Genomic DNA, 20,855 nt, shown 5'->3' on the forward strand with positions numbered 1-20,855 from the left:
CACTTATGGCGAGCTACTGTATAAAACGCCCCTATAAACCGCGCCATCAGCAAGAGGATCCCGGCCGTGGAAGAAATCATCGAACAATTGCGTGAAGCCAATGAACCGGTTCCGGTTCCTCTGGAGTTGCCTGACGAAGATCAATTGGTGGAAATCGAGGAACAGCTGTTCATCGACATCCCGTTTGTCTTTCGTGAATTCCTGCTGACCGTCAGCGATGTGGTGTACGGCAGCCTGGAGCCGGTGACCGTCACCGACCCGCAATCCCACACCTACCTGCCGGACGTGGCTGCCAACGCCTGGGATGCCGGTGTTGACCGCAGCATGATCCCGATCTGCCAGGACGGTGACGATTACTACTGCGTCGAAGAAGACGGCACCGTGGTGCTGTGGTCCGGCGAAGAAGAACTCGTCACCGAAGAGACCTGGGAATCGGTGTGGCACTGGGCGCGGGACGTCTGGCTGGAAAGCTGAGACCTGACCCCCGTGGCGAACGGGCTTGCGGTGGTGAGCGGGCTTGTCCCGCGCCGGGCCGCATAGCGGCCCCCACTAGTGTTCCGGCGTATCCTTATGGTTATCCAGCGTCTCCAGCAAGGCGACCTGCATCCGCGTATGCACACGGATGAACCATCGCCAGAGCACGGCCGCCACCGCCGCCGTGACCACGGCAATCAGTACCAGCAACTTGTTGGTCGGCAGAATACTGGCCGACAAGGCTGCCAATAGCACAAAGATCACCAGCAGCGACAAAATCGGGATCAGCTCCGCAATCACCCGTCGCACACGCTGGGTATGTCGCCCGGCCATTTCCGGCTTCACGCTCATCTCCGCCAGCAACATCGACAGCGCCTTGAGCTTGCGGTACGCCGCAATCAGGAACGGCAGCGACAACAGCAATGCCCCACCCCAGATCAACGCCTTCTGCCAGCTTGGATCACTGATCCAACCTTCCAGGTACCCACCAATGCGCACCGCGAAAAAGCTTCCGGCGAAGAAAATCGCGATCACCAGCGCCAGGTTCACGCCCACCTGCAGGATGATCTTGCGGATCATCGACGCCAGCATGGCGCCCTCGCCTTGCGGCTGAATACTGCGTAACCATTCGCCGTACATGCCAAACACCCGGCTCATACGCTTGGGCATCACGGCGGCGATCTTCAATGACAAAGGGTCGGCGCCGCGAATCAGGTACGGCGTGAGCAGCGTAGTGATCGCCGAAACGGCCACCGCCACCGGATACAGGAAGTCGCTGGTCACCTGCAAGGTCATGCCCAGCGCGGCGATAATGAAGGAAAACTCGCCAATTTGTGACAGCCCCATGCCTACCCGCAGTGAGGTACGACCATCATTGCCGGCGATAAAGGCACCCAGGCCGCAGGACAGCATCTTGCCCAGCACCACGGCCACGGTGATCACCGCGATCGGCCAGGCGTATTGCAGGAGGATCTGCGGGTCGATCATCAAGCCGATCGCCACGAAGAAGATCGCGCTGAACATGTCGCGAACCGGCTCGATCAGGCGCTCGATCTTAACCAATTGCCGGGATTCGGCCATGATCGCGCCGATCAGAAACGCCCCCAGCACCATGCTGTACTCCAGCTTGACCACCAGCAGGCAGAAACCGAAACACAGGCCCAGTACGGTGATCAGCAGCATTTCGTTGCTTTCGAATTTGGCCACGTAGGCCAACAGGCGCGGCACCAGCAAAATACCGATGACCAACGCGACGATCATGAACAGCGAGAGCTTGCCGACCGTGGAGAACACCTCGCCGGAGCTCACCGTACCGCTGACGGCGATGCTCGAGAGCAAGGCGATGATGCCGATGCCAAGGATGTCTTCCACAATCAGCACGCCAAAAATAAGTTGGGCGAAGCGCTGGTTTTTCATCTTCAGGTCATTGAGTGCCTTCACGATGATGGTGGTGGAGGAAATCGCCAGGATCGCGCCGAGGAACAGCGAGTCCATGGTGTTCCAGTCGAACCAGCGGCCAATCTCGTAGCCGATCCAGATCATCAGGATGATTTCCAGGAAGGCCGCGATAAACGCCGTGGCCCCCACCTTGAACAGCTTGCGCAGGCTGAACTCCAGGCCCAGGCAGAACATCAGGAAGATCACCCCCAGTTCGGCGAGGGTCTTGATGGTGTCTTCGTCGTGGATCAGTCCGAACGGCGGGGTGTGCGGGCCAATGATGAAGCCGGCGACGATGTACCCCAGCACCACGGGTTGCTTGAGGCGGTGAAACAGGACGGTGACCACCCCTGCCACCAGCATGATCACAGCCAAGTCCTGGATAAAGCTGATGGCGTGCATGGCGAGGGGCTCCTTGAGGGTACTGGCGCTTTTCCCACTTCCGCACGCGCCTTTGAAAAATCGCAAAATGCGGAAGGAAAAGTCTGCCTTTATCGTAAGAAATGCCCTGAGATGGGCTTTTGAAGGTTAACACCGCGACTTCCGCCGGAAAGCCGGTGCAATATATGGAAACAGATCGGTGAACGCGTGACGGCAAGCCGCCCACCGGCGTCCCGTAAGGGATGGCGCTGCAAAGATCCCAGCACCCGCAGAGGTGCCACCCAACCAATGCCTACAACCCGTGAGTGTGCTATGGAACCCGGAAACGCCCAGCTGTCGATGACGGTATTGATGACCCCTGACATGGCCAACTTCTCAGGCAATGTCCACGGCGGCACCTTGCTCAAGTACCTCGATGAAGTGGCCTACGCCTGCGCGAGCCGTTATGCCGGTCGCTATGTGGTGACGCTGTCGGTGGATCAGGTGATTTTTCGCGAACCGATCCATGTCGGCGAGCTGGTGACATTCCTTGCGTCGGTCAACTACACCGGCAATACGTCGATGGAAGTGGGCATCAAGGTGGTGACCGAGAACATCCGCGAGCGCTCGGTGCGTCATACCAACAGCTGCTTCTTCACCATGGTGGCCGTGGACGACCAGCGTAAACCCGCTGCCGTGCCACCGCTGCAACCCCATAACAGTGAAGACAAGCGCCGGTTCGTGCAGGCCCAGCAGCGCCGGCAGATCCGCCAGGAGCTTGAGAAGCGCTACCAGGAAATCAAGGCTGACGCGCTGTAAGTCCAACCAAAAAATGTGGGAGGTTTGCCCCCCTCTCACATTGGGTTCTGTGTACTTACAGGCTGATCGGCGTCGCCTCGAAACGTACGCGAGGATGGGCGATGCGGTCCTGGGCGCGGACCAGTTCCAGCTCGTAACTGGCGCAGGCCTGGGTTTCCAGCAGCACTTCGTGCACCGCCGCGGCCGTGAACTCAAAAGCCGCCAACAGGCTGTCGCCCAGCAACACCCGCGCCAGGAACAGCCCCGACGTCAGGTCGCCCACGCCCACCGGCTGGCGCGGGAACGCCAGCAGCGGCCGACGCAGGTGCCAGCTGCCCTCGGCAGTTACCAGCAGCATCTCGAAACCATCCGGCAACTTGCCCGGGTAATCCAGGTGCTTGACCAGCACCGCCTTCGGGCCACGGGCCAGCAATGCCTTGGCCATGCCCAGGCAGTCGAACAGCGATTGCGGCTTGCGCCCGGCAAAGCTGTCCAGTTCCAGTTGGTTGGGGCACAGGAAGTCGGCCATGGCCGCCGCTTCATCCAGCAGGAAATCGCTGACGTCCTGCGGCACGATGCAGCCCTTTTCCGGATGGCCCATCACCGGGTCGCACAGGTACAGGGCCTTGGGGTTGATGGCCTTGATGCGCGCCACACCGGTAAGAATCGCGCGGCCCTGATCCGCACTGCCCAGGTAGCCAGACAGAATCGCATCGCAGTTGCCCAGCTCGCCGATGGCGGCAATGCCTTCCACCAGCGCAGGAATCTGCTGCGGCGCCAGCACTTCGCCCGCCCACTGACCATACTGGGTATGGTTGGAGAACTGCACCGTGTTCAGCGGCCAGACGTTCACCCCGACCCTCTGCATGGGGAACACGGCGGCGCTGTTTCCGGCGTGGCCAAAGACCACATGAGACTGGATCGCAAGCAGATGAGGTGTGCGTTTCATGCAGGAGATTTCCGTAAAGCCATTGAAATTCTGGCCGCGCAGTATGCGACTAAACGCAGCCTGTACGACAGACCGACGACACAGTTAAGCTGCTCTCACTTTGTTGGAGTTTTTCGCATGCTGACCCTGGGAAACATCTTCGTGTTGATGCTGCTGGCGACCGGCGCCGCCTGGGTATGGCACAACCACGGCCTGCGAGAGCGGGCGTTGGCGCGGGTCAAGCAGCATTGCGCCAAGCTCGATATCGAATTGCTCGACGGCGCCGTGGCGTTGAAGCGCATCGGTTTTGTGAAGGATGCCAACGGTCGGCGGCGTCTGGCGCGTATCTACAATTTCGAGTTCACCGTCACGGGCGAGACCCGTCACAGCGGGACCATCACGCAATTCGGCGCCCACAGTGCGCAGATCGAACTGGCGCCCTACCCGTTCGAGGTCAAGGAAGCACTGCCCAGCGCCAATGTGATCGAGCTGAGCCAATGGCGCCAGGACCACGCCACCAAGAACCGTCAGTAACGGCAGGCGGCCAGTGCGATCTGCAACGCGGCCACGTCCTGTGGTGCGCTGAAGATCAGTTCGATACGTGAGTCGCGACGCCATTCGCTGGGTTGCCAGGCGAACCGGCTGTTATCCACAGCGTTGGCCGAGATCCACCCATCACCGCTGTGGATAACCAGTTTGGCGCGGCGCCACTCAAGGGATGTCAGCCACAGATGCAGACGCTCGGAATCGAATTGCTGGCTCGGGTGCCAGCGCCAACCGATACTCCAACCGCCCTCCTGGGCCTGGCTCAGGCAAATCGGCACGCTCGGATCACTCCAGATAGCCGGCAATTGAGCCAGCCCCTTGGGCACCACGAAGTTATCCACAGCCGCTTCAGCCTGCGCATTCAAGCCTGGCAGTTTGCCGAGTGGCACGTACGCCTGCTGCGTCCAATAAATGTTCCGATCGGGTAGCTGTCGTTCGACGGCCTCGCGTTGCGCAGCATCCAACCCCTCATCCTTGTTCAACACCAACAGCCCGGAACTGGCCAACGCTTCCTGCTGCGCTGGCGGCAAGGGTTTGCCCGCTGCCAGCGCCTGGGCATCCAGTACCAACACACAGGGCTGAACCGCCAGCACCTGCTGCCACGGCGCTTCGCGCAACTGCTTGAGCAACTGCGCAGGATGCCCCAGGCCCGAGGGTTCGATAAACAACCGATCCGGCTTGGCCTTACGCAGCAACCGGCCCAGGCCTACCTGGAACGGTGCGCCATTCACACAACAAAGGCAGCCACCGGCGACTTCACCCAGGGCAATGCCATCGTCATCCAGGGTCAGCAATGCAGCGTCCAGGCCGATCTGGCCGAACTCGTTGATCAACACCGCCCAGCGCTCGTTGGCCGGACGTTGGGCAAGCAGGTGCTTGATCAGGCTGGTCTTGCCGGCGCCCAAGGGCCCGGCAATCACGTGGGTGGGAATGTTCTGCAGCATGGGTGCCATCGTTCGGACCGTGTAGAGGGTTTGATCCTACGCGGTTACGCGAGCCAATCCAGCGTCAGAATCAATCGGCGCTCATTCGCTTTCAACGCCGGGGAGCGATGGATGAGGCCGTGGTTTTCGTTGCCGTGCCATTTGGTGCCTTTGAGCAGGGCCACTTCACCGCACTGGATCTGTTCGATGCGCTGGCGCGGTTCGGCGTCCGGTTGGCTGAGCTTGCGTCGGTCCATCACCCCTTCGCGCAACCACTGGCTACCGATGCCGGCATAGGTGGTGATCAGCCGTACCGGCACATGGTCAACGTGGAAACGCGGGCACATGGCTTTATCCAGCAGCCGCAGGCGCACACCGATGCGCTTGGCGCCGAGCAGGCACGCAAAGGCGCTGACCAGCCACGACACATCGGCGATAAAACCTTCGTAGCCTTCAAGATCGCGGCAGCTGGACGCCAGACCGCACAGGTTCGGCTCGGCGTCTTCGTTGTTGAGTTCGATCACCAAGGACTCGGCCAACGGCTCATTGAGCGCAACCAGCAAGGCGCCGAACTCGGCGATATGCAACGGCAATTGGCGCTGCCACAGCGCCAGGTTCACGCCGTCTTCGAGAATATCGGACAGCGCCAGCGGGGTTTCACCACGGGTCTGGCGAACCACCTGGCGCAAAGGGATAAGCGGTTCCAGCATCAGGCGGCCTCTTCATACCAGGGACCAAACGGATCAGCCAGCAGGCGCCAACCTTCGACACCCAGGGCCAGTTCTTCATCGGTGAGCAAGCACGCGTCCAACTCGGCACGCATCCGCGCGAAGTCGATGTTTTGTCCGATAAACACCAGTTCCTGACGGCAGTCGCCAGTACTGAGCTGCCAGTTGCCCATGATGGCGGCGACGCTTTCTTCGTCCTGGGGCCATTGGCTTTTCGGCACAAAGCGCCACCAGCGTCCGGCAAACCCATGGCGCATCAAGCCACCGGCCTGGGACCAACTGCCCGCATCCTGATGCTTGCTGGCCAGCCAGAAAAAGCCCTTGGAACGCAGCAATTTGCCGTTGACCCAAGGCCGGTCGATAAAGTCGAAGAAGCGTTGCGGGTGGAAGGGGCGACGTGCGCGATAGGCCGTGGAAGCGATGCCGTACTCTTCGGTTTCCGGCACGTGTTCACCCCGCAACTCCTGCAACCAGCCCGGCGCCTGCGCGGCGCGTTCGAAGTCGAAGCGGCCGGTGTTGAGGATCTTGTGCAGCGGCACTTCGCCCATGACCATCGGGATGATTTCCGCCTGGGCGTTGAGACGTTCAAGGATCGCCATCAGTTCCTCGCGCTCATGGCTGCTGATCAGGTCGATCTTGCTGATCAGGATCACGTCGGCGAATTCGATCTGCTCGATCAACAGGTCGGTGATCGAGCGTTCGTCCTCCTCTCCCAGGGTTTCGCCCCGTGAGGCGAGGCTTTCGGCAGCCTGGTAGTCGAGCAGGAAGTTCATGCCGTCGACCACGGTGACCATGGTGTCCAGGCGCGCGATATCGGCCAGGCTTTGCTCGTTTTCATCACGGAAGGTGAAGGTTTCAGCCACCGGCAACGGCTCGGAGATCCCGGTGGATTCGATCAGCAGGTAATCGAAGCGACCTTCCTTGGCGAGTTTTCCGACTTCTTCGAGCAAGTCTTCACGCAAGGTGCAGCAGATACAGCCGTTGCTCATCTCCACCAGTTTTTCTTCGGAACGGTTGAGGGTGACGTCACGCTGCACCTCGCTGCCGTCGATGTTGATTTCGCTCATGTCGTTGACGATCACCGCCACGCGCAGGTTTTCGCGGTTGCGCAGGACGTAGTTGAGCAGCGTGCTTTTACCGGCGCCGAGAAAGCCGGACAACACGGTAACGGGGAGACGATTGGGCATCAGGTAATCCTCATCAGGGTTGGCCGGTCAAATCGCCCGTTTATGGCGTTCGCGCAGCTCTTCACGTTCTTTGGCTTCGATACACAGGGTGGCGGTGGGGCGCAGCAGCAGGCGTTGCAGGCCGATGGGCTCGCCCGTTTCGCGGCACCAGCCGTATTCGCCGCGGGCCAGCAGTTCGAGGGCGTCGTCGATTTTGTCGAGGAGCTTCTTTTCCCGCTCCAGCAGGCGCAGTTGCCACTGGCGCTGTTCTTCGGCGCTGCCCACATCGGCCGGGTCGCTGTTGGGCTCCTGCTCGCGCAGCACCAGGAATTCGCCCTCGATGCGCGCTTGCAGTTCATGGCGCTGAGTCAGCAACAGTTCGCGGAAAAAGCCCTGCTGGGCTTCATTCATGTAGTCGGCGGGCGGTTGGGCCAGCAGGTCTTGTTCGGTCATGGGGATCGGTTCACGGGCCAGGCTGTGTTTTTATGTTATAGTATAACAATGCAGATAAGCCAATCCCCCTTGCTCGTTACGACGAAGGGCGCAATGCTTGAACACTTCCCAGTCCCGAGACACCCTATGAAATACCTGGTGTGCGCCCTGTTACTGGCAGTCGCGGGGCCTGCCTGTGCCGAAGCGCCAAGCTTGCTGGCCAAGTGCACGCGCAGCGCCAACCTGTTGGCCTGTGTGGACCCCCTGGGCAATGCCTACAGCGTGGCGACGGTGGGCACCACCACGTATTTGCGTGGTTTCGAGGTGATCGGGAAACGTTATTGGGCACAAACCAACAGCCGCTACGGGCAACTGACGTTCTTTACCGGTTTGGCGTCGGATGGAGAAGCATGGGTTGGCTACACGCGGCGCGTGGGCTGGACCACGATCAACCGGTTTTCCAGCTCCGGGGGCGCCACTGCCAAATTCACGTGCAGCCGAATTACCGGCTGTTAGGCCTGGGCATTCTTCTGTTCCTGAACCCAGGCCATGTAGCTGTTCATCGGCGGGTTCTTCTGGAAGTAATTTTTCAGGCCTTCGAACAAGCCATCCGCAACCGCCTGTTGATGGCGCGCCGTCACCAGGCGCTGGGCGTCCTGGGCATTGGAGATAAACCCGGTCTCCACCAGGATCGACGGCACATCCGGTGACTTGAGCACCGCGAACCCCGCCTGTTCCACACGCTTCTGATGCAGGCTGGTGATGCTTTGCAGGCTCCCCAGCACCGAGCTGCCCAGTTGCAGGCTGGAGGCGATGGTGGCGTTCATCGACATATCAAGAATCACCCCGGCCAGCATCGGGTCCTTATCCTTGAGATTGAGCAACGTGGTGGCGCCCAGCAAATCCGCGCCGTTTTCACGCTGGGCCATAAAGCGCGCCGTGGCCGAGGTCGCGCCGCCCTCCGACAGCGCATACACCGAGGCGCCCGAGGCAGTGAGCCGTGGCGCGGCATCGGCATGCACCGAGATGAACATATCGGCCTTGTGCTGACGGGCGATGTCCACGCGCTTGCGCAGCGGCACAAAGAAGTCGTCGTTACGCACCAGTTTCACGTCAAAACCCTTTTCGCGCTTCAAACGCTTGGCCAGCAGTTGGGCGATAGACAACACCACGTCTTTTTCGCGCTGGCCCTTGGACCCGACAGCGCCGGGGTCTTTGCCGCCGTGGCCGGGGTCGACCACCACGATAATGTCGCGCTTGGGGTGCGCCTTGTTCACCGCGGCCACCAAGGGCACCGCCTCAGCCGCGATTTGACGCGGTGCACGGGTGGCGCTGGTCAGGTCCAGCACCAGGCGATGGCCCTGCCCGTCCTGAGGCGGCAATACAAAGCTGTTGAGCTGCATCGGCGCGGCCAGGTCGAGCACGATGCGCGTATCCGCCTTGCCGAAATGCCCCGAGCGAATCGAGGTGATCCCGCTGTTCTTCAGCTCAAGTTGAGAAAAGTCACCACTGAGACCCGCGCCGCTCAGGTCGATGATCAGGCGTTCCGGAGCAGTCAGGGAGAAGGTCTTGTATTGCACTGGGCCGCTAAGGTCGAACACCAGGCGCAGCTTGTCGTCCGAACGCCATAGGCGTGCATTGCGGATCTGGGTCGCGTGGGCGGCGAACGGCAAAGCAAACAAAGGGCTGGCCAGGAGCAGGTTGAGGAGCTGACGTCTGTGCATGACAAATACCGCAAATGGAGGAGTGTCCGTACTCCACATGAGTGAAAAAAGGCCGGGGCAGAAAATTCATCGTCGACTCTATTGTTATACTATAACATGTCGAATTATTTCCAACGATGGACCTGCTTATGAATGCGCTGACTCTGCCGGATATTGCCGCGCAGGCTTCACGCCAAGCCTTACCACTCGACTGGGTGGGCATGTGCGGCATCGCCCTGCCGATCCTCATTGACGGCCAACGCCTGAGCGCCAGCGCCGATGCCGGCGTCAGCCTGGACGATGGCACCGCTCGTGGCATTCATATGTCACGCCTGTACCTGACACTGGAGATGCTCGAACAGCTGCCCGTTACGCCTGCACTTCTGCGCAATGTACTGCAGCGGTTTCTCGACAGTCATGAAGATTTATCTAAGAACGCCTACCTGCGTCTGCACACGAATTTACTGCTGAAACGCCCGGCGCTGGTCAGCCCATTGGCCGGCTGGAAGGGCTACCCGGTGAGCATCGAAGCGCGCCTGGAAAACCAGATGTTCCACGTGGAACTAAAAATTGACGTTACCTATTCTTCAACCTGCCCCTGTTCCGCTGCCCTCGCCAGGCAGTTGATTCAGCAGCAATTTCTCCAAGACTTCGGCAACACGCCGTTGCAGCATGAAGACGTGCTGACCTGGCTCGGCAGCGCTAACGGTATCGTCGCCACGCCCCACAGCCAGCGCAGCAGCGCGCAGTTGCACGTGCACCTGCAAGGGGAGCATCTGGCGCTGACGGAGCTGATCAACGCTGCCGAAGCCGCCCTCGGCACCGCCGTACAAACCGCCGTAAAACGCGCGGACGAACAAGCCTTTGCCTTGGCCAACGGGCAGAACCTGATGTTCTGCGAAGACGCCGCCCGCCGCCTTAACCTCGCCTTGAAACGCTCGGATGCGGTCAAAGCCTTCCACCTCAAAGTGATCCACGCCGAAAGCCTGCACGCGCACGATGCCGTGGCTGAAAGCCGCTGGACGAGAAACCCTGCATGATCACCTGCACTGCTTTGCGCTGGGGCGCCCCTGGCCAACCGCTGACACCCGCCGTGGATTTCACCCTGGAAAAAGGCAGCCTCACCGGCGTGATCGGCCCCAACGGCTGCGGCAAAAGCAGCCTGCTCAAAGTCATCGCCGGCCTGCAAAAACCGTTGGCGGGCAAAGTGACCGTGGATGTTCCACGCCGAGGTGGCCTGTCGTTCCTGCCCCAGCAACAGCACCTTGATCGTCAGTTCCCCATCAGCCTGCAAGAACTGGTCGCCGCCGGTTTCTGGGGCACGCGGCTCACCCCGCAACAACGCAGCCAGCGCCTGCAGAAGGTGCTGGAAGAATGGTGCCTCAGTGGCCTGGAACAGCGCCCATTGATGGCGTTGTCAGGCGGCCAACTACAACGCGCATTGCTCGCTCGCATGAGCCTTGCCGAGTCGCCAGTGTTACTGCTTGACGAGCCCCATGCCGCTCTGGACGAAGAAGGCCAGGCCCTGTGCTGGAGCCATATCCACGCCTGGCACGCCGAAGGCCGAACGTTGGTGGTGGTGTGCCATGACTTGGCCTCCGTACGCCAACACACCCAACAAGTGGTGCAAATCAAAAGCAGTGGCTGTGTATTCGGCCCCAGCAAAGAGTTGATCCGCCCGCAGCCGCACATGCAGGTGGCCTGATGCACTTCACCGCCCACCTGTGGATGCCCTTCCTCGACTTCGTCTTCATGCGTCGCGCCCTGATCGGCGGTCTGGTGCTCGCCTGCAGCACCGCCCCGCTCGGCGTATTTCTGATCCTGCGCCGTATGAGCCTGATCGGTGACGCCGTCGCCCACGGCATATTGCCCGGCGCCGCACTGGGCTTCTGGTTCGCGGGCTTGAGCCTGCCCGCGTTGACCATCGGCGGCCTGGGCGCTGGCCTGGGCATGGCCGGCCTGTCGGCGTGGATCACCCGCCGCACCGGCCTGCGCGAAGACGCCAGCCTGGCGGCCATCTACCCCATCTCCCTCGCCGCCGGCGTGTTGATCCTGGGCCTTGCCGGCAAGCGCCTGGATTTGCTGCACCTGCTGTTCGGCTCTGCCCTGGCCGTCGACGAAACCACCCTGACCGGCATGCTCTGGGTCTCCGGGTTCAGCCTGATCGCCATGGCGCTGATCTACAAACCGCTGCTGCTGGACACCCTCGACCCGCTGTTCCTGCAAACCGTCAGCCGCCTTGGCCCCCTGGCCCACGGCTTGTTCCTGACCCTGGTGGTCCTGAACCTGGTGATTGGCTTCCAGGCCATCGGCGCCTTGATGGTGGTGGGTTTGATGATGTTGCCGGCCATCGCTTCACGCTTCTGGAGTCGGCGCCTGCCGGTGTTGATCGCGGTATCGGCGGTGCTGGGATGCCTGTCGGTGTGGTTGGGTTTGTTGCTGTCGTTCTACTTCTCGCTGCCCAGCGGCCCGGCGATTGTGCTGGTGGCTGGCGGTGGGTACCTGCTGTCCGTGGTCTTCGGTCCGGTGCACGGCTTGCTGCGCCGCCCGCCTTTGCTTACATCCCAATGAGGTGTTTCCCGATGCGCGCTCTACTCGTGCTGTTCAGTTTGCTGCTGCCGTTGTCGATGGCCCAGGCCGCCGACAAACTCCAGGTGGTTACCAGCTTCAGTATTCTCGATGACATCACCCACCAGATCGGTGGCGATCACATCCAGATCAGCAACATGGTCGGCCCCGACGCCGATGCCCATACCTACGAACCCTCCCCGGACGATGCCAAGGCGCTGCTCAAGGCCAAGCTGATCATCAAGAACGGCCTGGGCTTCGAGCCGTGGCTGGACCGCCTGGTCACCAGCACCGAAACCAAGGCCACGGTGGTCACCGCCAGCAAAGGTGTGATCTCCCACACCATGGAGGAAGACGGCGAAACCATCCCCGACCCGCACGCCTGGCACAACCTGGCCAACGCCGAAATCTATGTGAACAACATCACCAAGGCACTGGTGGCCGCCGACCCGGCCAACAAGGCCGACTACCTGCGCAACAGCCAGGCCTACCTGAAAGAAATCTACCGCCTGCTGGCCGAAGCCAAGACCAAGTTCGGCGCGCTGCCACCGGGTAACCGTCGCATCGTCACCTCCCATGACGCCTTCGGTTACCTGGGCCAGGCCTATGGCATCCAGTTCCTGGCGCCACAAGGCCTGTCCACCGAACGTGAACCTTCGGCCGCCGAAGTTGCCGCGCTGATCACCCAGATCCGCAAGGACAAGGTCAAGGCGGTGTTCATGGAAAACATCAAGGACTCGCGCCTGCTCAAGCAGATCGCCGATGAAAGCGGCGCGCAGATTGGCGGCACGCTGTACTCCGACGCCCTGGCTGCCGAAGGCCCGGCGAGCACCTTCACCGGGCTGTTCGAGTACAACCTCAACACCCTGTGCGCAGCGTTGAGCAGGCCGTGACCCTGAGCATGCTCGAACTGGAAGGGGCTGCCGTCGGCAGCCGCTTTCCACTCGCCGCCGTGCTCGACGCCCTGCCGTGGAACAGCGATGGCCTGATCGCCGCCATCGCCCAGCAACATGGCAGCGGCGAAGTGCTGATGCTGGCCTGGATGAATCGCCAGGCCCTCAACGAAACACTGGCTACCGGGCAGGTCTGCTATTGGTCGCGCTCGCGCCGACAGCTGTGGCGCAAAGGCGAAAGCTCCGGCCACAGGCAACAGTTGGTGGAAGCGCGCCTGGATTGTGACGGCGACGCGGTACTGCTGATCGTCGACCAGCAAGGCCCGGCCTGTCACACCGGCCGCCACACCTGTTTCTACAACGCCCTCGAGGGCGCCTACGTTCACATCATTACGGAGCCATTTGCATGATCCGCAAGAACCCTTCCGGTGATCTGCCGGTGATTGCCGAATCGGCCTACGTCGACAAGACCGCGATCATCTGCGGCAAGGTCATCATCGGCGAGAACGTGTTTGTCGGCCCCTACGCCGTGATCCGCGCCGACGAAGTCGACGCCGGCGGCGCCATGGACCCGATCACCATCGGCGCGAATTCCAACATCCAGGACGGCGTGGTCATCCACTCCAAGTCCGGCGCGGCGGTGACGATAGGCGAATTTACATCCATCGCCCACCGCTCCATCGTCCACGGCCCCTGCACCGTCGGCGACCGGGTGTTTATCGGTTTCAACAGCGTGCTGTTCAACTGCGCCGTCGGCAATGGCTGCGTGGTGCGCCATAACTCGGTGGTCGACGGCCGTGATTTGCCCGCCGCCTTCTACGTGCCCTCCACCACCCGCATCGGGCCGAATACCGACCTGTCGCAATTCCCGCCGGTGAGTGTCAGTGCCTCGGAGTTTTCCGAAGACGTGGCACGTACCAACGTCGACCTGGTGCGCGGTTACAAAGCCCTGCAAAACGAGTTCTGAGCCATGAGCCGCCTGCTGATCCGCAACGCCCGCCTGGTGAACGAAGGCGAGGAATTCGACGCCGACGTGCTGGTCGCCCATGGCCGTATCGAAAAGATCGCCAGCAGCATCGGCGGGAACGCCGCGCCCGTGTCCATCGACGCCCACGGGCAGTGGCTGCTGCCGGGCATGATTGACGACCAGGTGCACTTTCGCGACCCCGGCGCGCCGGACAAGGGCAGCTTCTACAGCGAGTCCCGCGCAGCGGTAGCCGGCGGCATCACCAGCGTCATGGACATGCCCAACACCAACCCGGCCACGCTGAACCTGGAAGCCCTGGCCGATAAAAAGCGCCGCGCGGCCCTGCACTCGGTGGCCAACTACGGCTTTCACTTCGGGGTCAGCAACGACAACCTCGACACCGTCGCCGCCCTTGACCCGCGCGAAGTGGCCGGGGTCAAAGTATTCATGGGCGCCTCCACCGGCAATATGCTGGTGGACGACCCACGGGTCCTGGAACGGCTGTTTGCCGAAGTGCCGACCCTTCTGCTGGCCCACTGCGAACACACGCCGAGCATCCAAGCCAACGAGCAGCGCATGCGTGAGCGCTTCGGTGACAGGATCCCCGCCGTCGCCCACCCGCTGATCCGCGATGCCGAAGCCTGCTATCGCTCATCCTCCTTCGCGGTGGAACTGGCCAAGCGTCACGGCACGCGCCTGCATGTACTGCACCTGACCAGCGCCCGCGAGTTGGCATTGTTCGAAGACAAACCCCTCGCACAAAAACGCATTACTGCTGAGGTCTGCGTGCATCACCTGCTGTTCGATGACCGTGACTATCACCGCCTCGGCCACCAGATCAAATGTAACCCGGCGATCAAGACCCGCGCCGACCGCGACGCCCTGCGCCTGGCCTTGCTGAGTGATCGTCTGGATGTGATTGGCACTGACCATGCGCCGCATACCTGGGCGCAAAAACAGTTGGGGTATCGTGAAGCGCCCGCGGGTCTGCCCCTGGTGCAACACGCGCTGCCGGCGTTGTTGGAATTGGTCGCCGATGGGCTGCTGCCCCTGGCCACCCTGGTGGCCAAGACCAGCCACCGTGTCGCCGACCTGTTTGCCATCCCCGACCGGGGTTACCTGCGCGAAGGGTATTGGGCCGACCTGGTGCTGATCAAACCGGAGCCCGAGGGAAAGCCGGTCAGGGATGAGCCGATTCTTGCCCGCTGCGGCTGGACACCGTTCGCCGAACGCAGCTTTCGCCACAGCGTGAGTACCACCCTGGTCTCCGGCCACCTGGCCTGGCACAACGGCCAGGTGGTCGACAGCTGCCAGGGTTTACCGCTGCATTTCCTAAGGTAGGCGCGAGCTTGCTCGCGAAGAGCGTTAACGATAACGCAGGGGACCTGACACCCGGTGGCGCTCTCCGGTTTTTCGCGAGCAAGCTCGCTCCTACAGGTTAAGCGCGAGGCTTGACCGTGCCGCAATCGGTGCCCAGCCATTGGGCGTGGGTATCCAGGCTGCCCTTCTGCTGAACGCCGGTGGCATTGAAGGTGCCGTTGACGGTGGTGGTGAATTCTTTCTGGCTCTGGAAGGTAGCGACGCCGGTGCCCTGGGCTTTGGGGCAACTGAAGCGGAATTTCCACTGGTTGCCGGTCTTGTCGGTCACTTCCTGCTTGCAGCCCGATTGGGGGTCGGTCAGGGGGATCGAATCAGAGGCGACTTGTGCCGGGGTGAGGCACACCTGCACGCCTTTGCCGGCCATGGTGATGCCTTGTTTTTCCAGCATGGCGCGCTGTTCGGGGGTCATCTGCTGCTTGAGCTGACCGAGGATCAGCGACAGGTCCGGCAGGTCCTGGTTATCGACTTTCATGTTGCTGGTGGTCAATTCCCACAAGCCCGGCGCCAGCATCTGCGCCTGCGCTGCCAGCGGCAACGACAAACCAACAACCATGGCCAAACCAAGCAGACGAGCATTCATCGGGTAACTCCTGGGCAATTGTGGGCGTTAGACGCCGCAAAAGTGCCAGTGTTGCACGCCAAATAAAATAGCGACATTCGCAGCCGTTCATGGTCTGTTAGGCATTGGATTGCCTGGAGTACCGTCGTCCATGGATTTCTTTGGCCCGCACCTGCTCGCCTACTTCATCGCCACGCTGCACTTTCTCGGGACTCTCGCCGCGATCCACGCGGTGCTGACCGTCAGGACCGCCCAAGGCTCGATCGCCTGGGCCCTGTCACTGATGTTCATGCCCTATCTCACCCTGATCCCCTACCTGATCTTTGGCCGCAGCACCTTCGACGCGTATATCCAGGCCCGTCGCCAGGCCAACCAGGAAATGCACACCGCGATCACCGAGCTGAACTGGCGCCCCTGGGTCGAGGAGGCTCTCGCTGCGCGCAACTCCAGCGCCTACGCCTCGTTACGCGCCATGCCCAAGCTGGGGCGCATGCCGTGCCTGGCAAACAATGAAGTGCGCTTGCTGATCAACGGCGAGGCCACGTTCAGTGCAATCTTCGACGCCATTCGCAGTGCCAAAACCGCCGTGCTGTTTCAGTTCTTCATCATTCATGACGATGAACTCGGCCGTCAGTTACAGGCGCTGTTGAAGGAAAAGGCCGCCCAAGGCGTGGGCATCTACGTGCTGTACGACCGCATCGGCAGCCACGCCCTGCCCCATCAGTACGTGCAATCGCTGCGCGACGCCGGGGTGCAGGTCAAGGCATTCGCCACCCGCAGCGGTTGGCTCAATCGTTTCCAGGTCAACTTCCGCAACCACCGCAAGATCGTGGTGGTGGACGGTGTCACCGGGTTTGTCGGTGGGCACAATGTGGGCGATGAATACCTGGGCAAAAAACCGCCATTGGCACCATGGCGCGATACCCATGTGCAAGTCACCGGCCCGGTGGTGGCGTGTTTGCAGGAGTCGTTTGCCGAGGACTGGTTCTGGGCCGCGCGCGAGCTGCCGCCGCTGATCCTGCCGGACGCCTACCCCGAAGACGGCGTGCTCTGCCAATTGCTCGCCAGCGGCCCGGCCGATCCGTATGAAACCTGTTCGCTGTTTTTCGTCGAGGCCATCCATGCGGCCACCGAGCGGGTGTGGATCACCAGCCCATATTTCATCCCCGACGAAGCGGTGTTCGCCGCCCTGCGCCTGGCGGTCCTGCGGGGCGTGGACGTGCGCCTGTTGCTGCCATCGCGGCCCGACCACCGCATCGTGTACGCCGCGTCCAGCCTGTATGCGATCGAAGCGGTGCGCGCCGGTGTCCGGGTGTTCCGCTATACGCCGGGTTTTTTGCATCAGAAGGTGGTGCTGGTGGACAACGAGATCAGCGCCATCGGCAGTGCGAACATGGACAACCGTTCATTCCGGCTGAATTTCGAAGTGATGTTGCTGACGGTCGACGAAGCCTTCGCCAAGCAGGTGGAACAGATGCTGCTGGACGACTTCGCCCAGGCCCATGAAGTGAGCCAGGAAGAAAGCCGCGAGACCCGCCGCCTGCAACAACTGGGCATGCGGGTGGCGCGCTTGATCTCACCGATTCTCTAACGGCCAATGCGGTAAAAAATGTGGGAGGGAGCAAGCCCCCTCCCACATTTGGATCTCCACCTTTCTGGAACATCAGCTCAGCGATAGATGTCTTCCCGCGTCCACGGCAGTTCATGGCTGCCATCCGCGTGAGGCTTCACCGCGAGGATCTGGTGCAGGTTGATCCAGCCCCGCGCAAACGCATAGGCACACCCGGCCAGGTACAGCCGCCAGATGCGTAACGCCTGCTCCGGCACCAGCTTCGCCGCCGCTTCCAGGTTGTCTTCCAGGCGCTCGCTCCAATGGTCCAGGGTGCGCGCGTAATGCAGGCGCAGGCTTTCGACGTCGACCACTTCCAGCCCGACTTCGCTGATCTCGGCGGTCATCATCGCCAAATGGGGTAGTTCGCCGTTGGGGAACACATAACGCTCGATAAACTCCCCGGCGCCACGGCCAACAGGCCGGCCGTCGGTGTGCTTGGCGGTAATGCCGTGGTTCATCACCAGGCCGCCTTCGCGCACGGCACCAAACAGGGTCTTGCAGTATTGCGCCAGGTTGGCGTGGCCGACGTGTTCGAACATGCCTACGCTCACCACTTTATCGAAACGACCATCCTGGGGCAGATCGCGGTAGTCGAGCAGTTGCAGGTCGATCTGGTCTTCCAGGCCCTCGGCTTTCACCCGCTCCTTGGCCAATGCCAGCTGTTCCTTGCTCAGGGTGATACCAAACACTTTCACCCCGAACTCACGCGCTGCGAAACGTGCCAGGCCGCCCCAGCCACAGCCTACGTCGAGCAGGTACTCGCCTGGCTGCAAGCGCAACTTGCGACACAGGTGGCGGAATTTGTCTTGCTGGGCCTGGTCGATGGATTCGCTGCCGGTTTCGAAATAACCGCAGGAGTACGCCATGTCCTGGTCCAGCCATAGCTGGTAGAACTCGTTGGACAGGTCGTAATGGTAGGAAATAGCCGCGGCGTCGGTGGCCTTGTCGTGGATCGAGCGCACCGGCAGACTCGCGCCGTCGTCCTCGACCAAGGCATGACTCAACTCATCACAGACCCGGATCACTTCGCTGATGGAACCTTCCAGCTCCAGTTTGCCCTCGACGAAGGCTTCACCCAACGAGTCGAGTGTGGGATGGGTCAGTTGGGGCACGACCGTGGGGTCCTTCACCACGATGGTCACACTGGGCTCGGGGCCCAAGTTGAATTCATGGCCATCCCAGAGTCGAAGACGCAGCGGCAGCTGAAGATTCTGTAAGGCCGGTGGAAGTTGCGCGAGCATGAGTAGTCCCCCCTTGTTTCAGACGTCTGGAATGAGGGTAGACCATCCCGAGAAAAAGTAGGAGGCTATCGATTTGATAGCGTTCTTCTATGGGGCCCGGCGCTGGAGCAAACCGTCCTGGATCCACTGTTTCAGCCATGTCACCGCTTGCAGTGGTGCACCCTCTCCATAAGTGACTGCCAGTTGCGCACACAGTTCTGCGAAGCGCCAACCGGTCGTCACCATCCCCGCCAGCGCAAACGCCTCGGCCGGCCCCAGGCTTCGATAACGGCACACATTCTGATCGCGCCATACCAGGCAGATCTGTGCGAAGTCCAAGGTGTGGCTGTCGGGGAAATCCGCGCCATCCTTGCTGGCACGCCAGATGGCCACGGTGTTGAAGTGGCAAAGCCGCTGCTGTACGGATGGTGTCAGGGAGACCTGCAAACCGGGCCAATCCTCGGGCGGCAGCACCGCCATATCATCCTGGGTCAGCGGCTCACCCTGCGGCGCATCGAACGCCAGGGTGAAGGCCCACTCCAACTGGGCCAGTTCAACCAGCGGCGCACTTTGCTCGGCCACCAGGTGCTCGTGGATAAACGCCGGAAACCGCTCGCCCAACCAGCGCAGGCTGTAGTGGGCCGACGGATAACGACGCACATAGGCTTGCGTCAGCAGCGCAAACTCATCATCCCCCAGCCAATACCGGATGGCGCTGAAGTCGTGCCGCAACACCTCCTGCAGCCGTGCCAGATAAGCGTTGTGATAGATCGCCAGGCCAGTGTCTACATCCAGCGTCGGTCCGCCCAATAACGTGGCGGCAAAGCCACTGTTGGCATCAGGCGTCTGCGCTGACAAGTGCTGTTCAAAGGCCAACTGCCAGTCGGTCAGGCGCATAACGACCTCCGGGCCAAGGCTGCGGCGCCCAGCTTCCGGGCCTTTTCCAGCTCGGTGAGCAGCGCTTCGAACGGCGGGAAATGGTCATCGCGCTCCAACAGCGTCGAGACCGGCCCCAAATGCTCCAGGGTCTGTTGATACAACGCCCACACCGGGTCGCACACCGGATGGTCGTGGGTATCGACCACGTAGTCGCCGTAATCCATATGCCCGGCCAGATGCAGCTGGCGGATGCTGTCGGGCGGCAGGTTGCGGATAAAGGTCCAGGCATCGAAGCCATGGTTGCGCGCACTGACATACACATTGTTAACGTCGAGCAGCAACTGGCAGCCCGACAGGTGGGCCAGGGCATTGAGGAATTCCCATTCGGTGAATTCATCCGCCTTGGCACGCACATAACTGGATACGTTTTCCAGCACCAGCGGGCGCTGCAACACATCCTGCACTTGGCGAACGCGAGCAGCTACGTAGTAGAGGCTTTCTTCGGTGTAAGGCAGGGGCAGCAGGTCATGCAACTGGTGCGCGCTGCCACGGCTCCAGCACAAATGATCGGAAATCCACGCGGGCTGGATGCGCTCCGCGAGCTGCTTGAGGTGTTTCAGGTAGTCCATGTCGACGGGGTGGGGGCCGCCGATGGACAGGGACACACCGTGCATCACCAACGGGTAACGCTCGGCTATCGCATCCAGGTAGTACAAGGCTTTACCGCCCTGCACCAGATAGTTCTCGGAGATCACTTCGAACCAATCCACGGCCGGCGCTTGTTCAAGGATCTGCTGGTAGTACTCACTGCGTAAACCCAGGCCGTAACCCAGACTTGGAAGGGACGCGGACATGACTCGCTCCTGGGCAAAGTGTCCGCAGCGGTGGGGACTGCCACTGCGGTTGCACTCGTTTGCCGGTTATTCGCCGACTTTGCCGCCCGCTGCGTCACAGGCGGCCTTGGTCATGGCCTTGAAGCCGTGGCCCTTGCACACCGCCTGGCCTTTGCAGGCGTTTTCAGCGGTTTTGCAGTCGTTCATGCCTTTGCAGGACGTCACGCCGTAGCAATGCACTTGCGCATCGGCGGCTTGTACCTGGGTCGCAACACCAGCAAACATGGTGGCGGCGGCCATCGCCAGGGCAGCACCAGCAGCAGCGGATTTAATCTTCATTCTCGTATTCCTCGTGATCGGTAGTGGCGTCGGTCTGAACGGATTGCCCAGTCTCGACACAGCACTAGAGTGAGGCCCCTTATCGGCGTTACAGCCGTATGCAAATATTT

The 20,855-nt window shown here is 61.4% G+C and carries 24 protein-coding genes; 12 read left to right on the plus strand and 12 right to left on the minus strand.

Features of this window, described 5'->3' with window-relative positions; genetic code table 11:
* The first annotated feature begins 66 nt into the window (after positions 1 to 66).
* Positions 67 to 474, plus strand: a complete 408-nt coding sequence (locus BLW22_RS29610; protein WP_017739032.1) for an SMI1/KNR4 family protein — start codon at positions 67 to 69, stop codon at positions 472 to 474.
* Between the two features lie 75 nt (positions 475 to 549).
* Here the strand turns inward: BLW22_RS29610 and BLW22_RS29615 are convergent, their stop codons facing one another.
* The gene (locus tag BLW22_RS29615) at positions 550 to 2,313 is read right to left on the minus strand and encodes a cation:proton antiporter (RefSeq protein WP_053127534.1); all 1,764 of its coding nucleotides are present in this window, start codon (positions 2,311 to 2,313) and stop codon (positions 550 to 552) included.
* A gap of 291 nt (positions 2,314 to 2,604) precedes the next feature.
* Between BLW22_RS29615 and BLW22_RS29620 the strand changes: the two genes are divergently transcribed.
* Positions 2,605 to 3,090, plus strand: a complete 486-nt coding sequence (locus BLW22_RS29620; RefSeq protein ID WP_003177014.1) for an acyl-CoA thioesterase — start codon at positions 2,605 to 2,607, stop codon at positions 3,088 to 3,090.
* A 55-nt stretch (positions 3,091 to 3,145) separates the two neighbouring features.
* Here BLW22_RS29620 and pdxY read toward each other — a convergent pair whose 3' ends face one another.
* A complete protein-coding gene (gene pdxY / locus BLW22_RS29625; protein WP_065926771.1) occupies positions 3,146 to 4,018 on the minus strand; it encodes a pyridoxal kinase PdxY in 873 nt (290 codons plus the stop codon).
* A gap of 117 nt (positions 4,019 to 4,135) precedes the next feature.
* Here pdxY and BLW22_RS29630 point away from each other — a divergent pair, with 117 nt between their 5' ends.
* Positions 4,136 to 4,531, plus strand: a complete 396-nt coding sequence (locus BLW22_RS29630; RefSeq protein WP_065926772.1) for a DUF3301 domain-containing protein — start codon at positions 4,136 to 4,138, stop codon at positions 4,529 to 4,531.
* Here BLW22_RS29630 and BLW22_RS29635 read toward each other — a convergent pair.
* From BLW22_RS29635 to dksA, 4 genes are read right to left on the minus strand one after another with little or no spacing between them, the layout of a single operon-like run.
* On the minus strand, positions 4,525 to 5,487 hold the full coding sequence (locus BLW22_RS29635) for a CobW family GTP-binding protein (RefSeq protein WP_074848017.1): 963 nt from the start codon (positions 5,485 to 5,487) through the stop codon (positions 4,525 to 4,527). The two genes, BLW22_RS29630 and BLW22_RS29635, sit on opposite strands and share 7 nt — an antisense overlap.
* A gap of 44 nt (positions 5,488 to 5,531) precedes the next feature.
* Complete coding sequence (locus tag BLW22_RS29640; RefSeq protein WP_065946436.1) at positions 5,532 to 6,176, minus strand: DUF1826 domain-containing protein; 645 nt, start codon at positions 6,174 to 6,176, stop codon at positions 5,532 to 5,534.
* The gene (zigA, locus tag BLW22_RS29645; RefSeq protein ID WP_065926775.1) at positions 6,176 to 7,381 is read right to left on the minus strand and encodes a zinc metallochaperone GTPase ZigA; all 1,206 of its coding nucleotides are present in this window, start codon (positions 7,379 to 7,381) and stop codon (positions 6,176 to 6,178) included. Before zigA ends, BLW22_RS29640 begins: the two co-directional genes overlap by 1 nt.
* Before the next feature lie 27 nt (positions 7,382 to 7,408).
* Positions 7,409 to 7,813 carry an RNA polymerase-binding protein DksA gene (gene dksA, locus BLW22_RS29650; protein WP_065926776.1) on the minus strand — a complete coding sequence of 135 codons (405 nt, stop codon included), beginning with the start codon at positions 7,811 to 7,813 and terminating at the stop codon, positions 7,409 to 7,411.
* A 126-nt stretch (positions 7,814 to 7,939) separates the two neighbouring features.
* Between dksA and BLW22_RS29655 the strand changes: the two genes are divergently transcribed.
* Positions 7,940 to 8,308 carry a glutamine synthetase gene (locus BLW22_RS29655; RefSeq protein ID WP_065926777.1) on the plus strand — a complete coding sequence of 123 codons (369 nt, stop codon included), beginning with the start codon at positions 7,940 to 7,942 and terminating at the stop codon, positions 8,306 to 8,308.
* On the opposite strand, the gene BLW22_RS29660 is transcribed toward BLW22_RS29655, so the two are convergent.
* Positions 8,305 to 9,516, minus strand: coding sequence for an N-acetylmuramoyl-L-alanine amidase (locus BLW22_RS29660; RefSeq protein WP_027608208.1), 1,212 nt, complete (start codon positions 9,514 to 9,516; stop codon positions 8,305 to 8,307). The genes BLW22_RS29655 and BLW22_RS29660 overlap by 4 nt on opposite strands.
* Positions 9,517 to 9,644: 128 nt before the next feature.
* Between BLW22_RS29660 and folE2 the strand changes: the two genes are divergently transcribed.
* The 7 genes from folE2 to BLW22_RS29695 are packed head-to-tail and all read left to right on the plus strand — an operon-like array spanning position 9,645 to position 15,264.
* The gene (gene folE2 / locus BLW22_RS29665) at positions 9,645 to 10,535 is read left to right on the plus strand and encodes a GTP cyclohydrolase FolE2 (protein WP_074848019.1); all 891 of its coding nucleotides are present in this window, start codon (positions 9,645 to 9,647) and stop codon (positions 10,533 to 10,535) included.
* Positions 10,532 to 11,200 (plus strand): metal ABC transporter ATP-binding protein, encoded by a 669-nt coding sequence (locus BLW22_RS29670; protein ID WP_065926779.1) that lies wholly within the window; start codon positions 10,532 to 10,534, stop codon positions 11,198 to 11,200. The genes folE2 and BLW22_RS29670 overlap by 4 nt, the downstream gene beginning before the upstream one ends.
* Positions 11,200 to 12,066 (plus strand): metal ABC transporter permease, encoded by an 867-nt coding sequence (locus BLW22_RS29675; protein WP_065926780.1) that lies wholly within the window; start codon positions 11,200 to 11,202, stop codon positions 12,064 to 12,066. The genes BLW22_RS29670 and BLW22_RS29675 overlap by 1 nt, the downstream gene beginning before the upstream one ends.
* Positions 12,067 to 12,077: 11 nt before the next feature.
* Positions 12,078 to 12,956 carry a metal ABC transporter substrate-binding protein gene (locus BLW22_RS29680; protein WP_065926781.1) on the plus strand — a complete coding sequence of 293 codons (879 nt, stop codon included), beginning with the start codon at positions 12,078 to 12,080 and terminating at the stop codon, positions 12,954 to 12,956.
* The gene (hisI, locus tag BLW22_RS29685; protein WP_083381390.1) at positions 12,953 to 13,366 is read left to right on the plus strand and encodes a phosphoribosyl-AMP cyclohydrolase; all 414 of its coding nucleotides are present in this window, start codon (positions 12,953 to 12,955) and stop codon (positions 13,364 to 13,366) included. Before BLW22_RS29680 ends, hisI begins: the two co-directional genes overlap by 4 nt.
* Entirely contained in the window at positions 13,363 to 13,923 is a 561-nt protein-coding gene (locus tag BLW22_RS29690) for a gamma carbonic anhydrase family protein (RefSeq protein WP_074848021.1), read from the plus strand. The genes hisI and BLW22_RS29690 overlap by 4 nt, the downstream gene beginning before the upstream one ends.
* Before the next feature lie 3 nt (positions 13,924 to 13,926).
* Positions 13,927 to 15,264 carry a dihydroorotase gene (locus tag BLW22_RS29695; protein WP_074848022.1) on the plus strand — a complete coding sequence of 446 codons (1,338 nt, stop codon included), beginning with the start codon at positions 13,927 to 13,929 and terminating at the stop codon, positions 15,262 to 15,264.
* 97 nt (positions 15,265 to 15,361) lie between these two features.
* On the opposite strand, the gene BLW22_RS29700 is transcribed toward BLW22_RS29695, so the two are convergent.
* Entirely contained in the window at positions 15,362 to 15,883 is a 522-nt protein-coding gene (locus BLW22_RS29700) for a DUF3617 domain-containing protein (protein WP_027608200.1), read from the minus strand.
* A 130-nt stretch (positions 15,884 to 16,013) separates the two neighbouring features.
* On the opposite strand from BLW22_RS29700, the gene cls reads away from it, so the two are divergent.
* Positions 16,014 to 17,453 (plus strand): cardiolipin synthase, encoded by a 1,440-nt coding sequence (gene cls, locus BLW22_RS29705; protein ID WP_065926783.1) that lies wholly within the window; start codon positions 16,014 to 16,016, stop codon positions 17,451 to 17,453.
* A gap of 77 nt (positions 17,454 to 17,530) precedes the next feature.
* Here cls and cfaB read toward each other — a convergent pair whose 3' ends face one another.
* The 4 genes from cfaB to bufA2 all read right to left on the minus strand — a co-directional run bounded on the left by cfaB (position 17,531) and on the right by bufA2 (position 20,745).
* A complete protein-coding gene (cfaB, locus tag BLW22_RS29710) occupies positions 17,531 to 18,715 on the minus strand; it encodes a C17 cyclopropane fatty acid synthase CfaB (protein WP_065926784.1) in 1,185 nt (394 codons plus the stop codon).
* An 87-nt stretch (positions 18,716 to 18,802) separates the two neighbouring features.
* Complete coding sequence (locus BLW22_RS29715; protein WP_065926785.1) at positions 18,803 to 19,591, minus strand: HvfC/BufC N-terminal domain-containing protein; 789 nt, start codon at positions 19,589 to 19,591, stop codon at positions 18,803 to 18,805.
* Positions 19,582 to 20,427, minus strand: a complete 846-nt coding sequence (gene bufB / locus BLW22_RS29720; RefSeq protein WP_065926786.1) for an MNIO family bufferin maturase — start codon at positions 20,425 to 20,427, stop codon at positions 19,582 to 19,584. Before bufB ends, BLW22_RS29715 begins: the two co-directional genes overlap by 10 nt.
* 66 nt (positions 20,428 to 20,493) lie before the next feature.
* On the minus strand, positions 20,494 to 20,745 hold the full coding sequence (bufA2, locus tag BLW22_RS29725; protein WP_027608195.1) for a BufA2 family periplasmic bufferin-type metallophore: 252 nt from the start codon (positions 20,743 to 20,745) through the stop codon (positions 20,494 to 20,496).
* Positions 20,746 to 20,855: the final 110 nt, after the last annotated feature.

It is taken from the genome of Pseudomonas marginalis (assembly GCF_900105325.1).
In the GTDB taxonomy this organism is placed as follows: domain Bacteria; phylum Pseudomonadota; class Gammaproteobacteria; order Pseudomonadales; family Pseudomonadaceae; genus Aquipseudomonas; species Aquipseudomonas marginalis.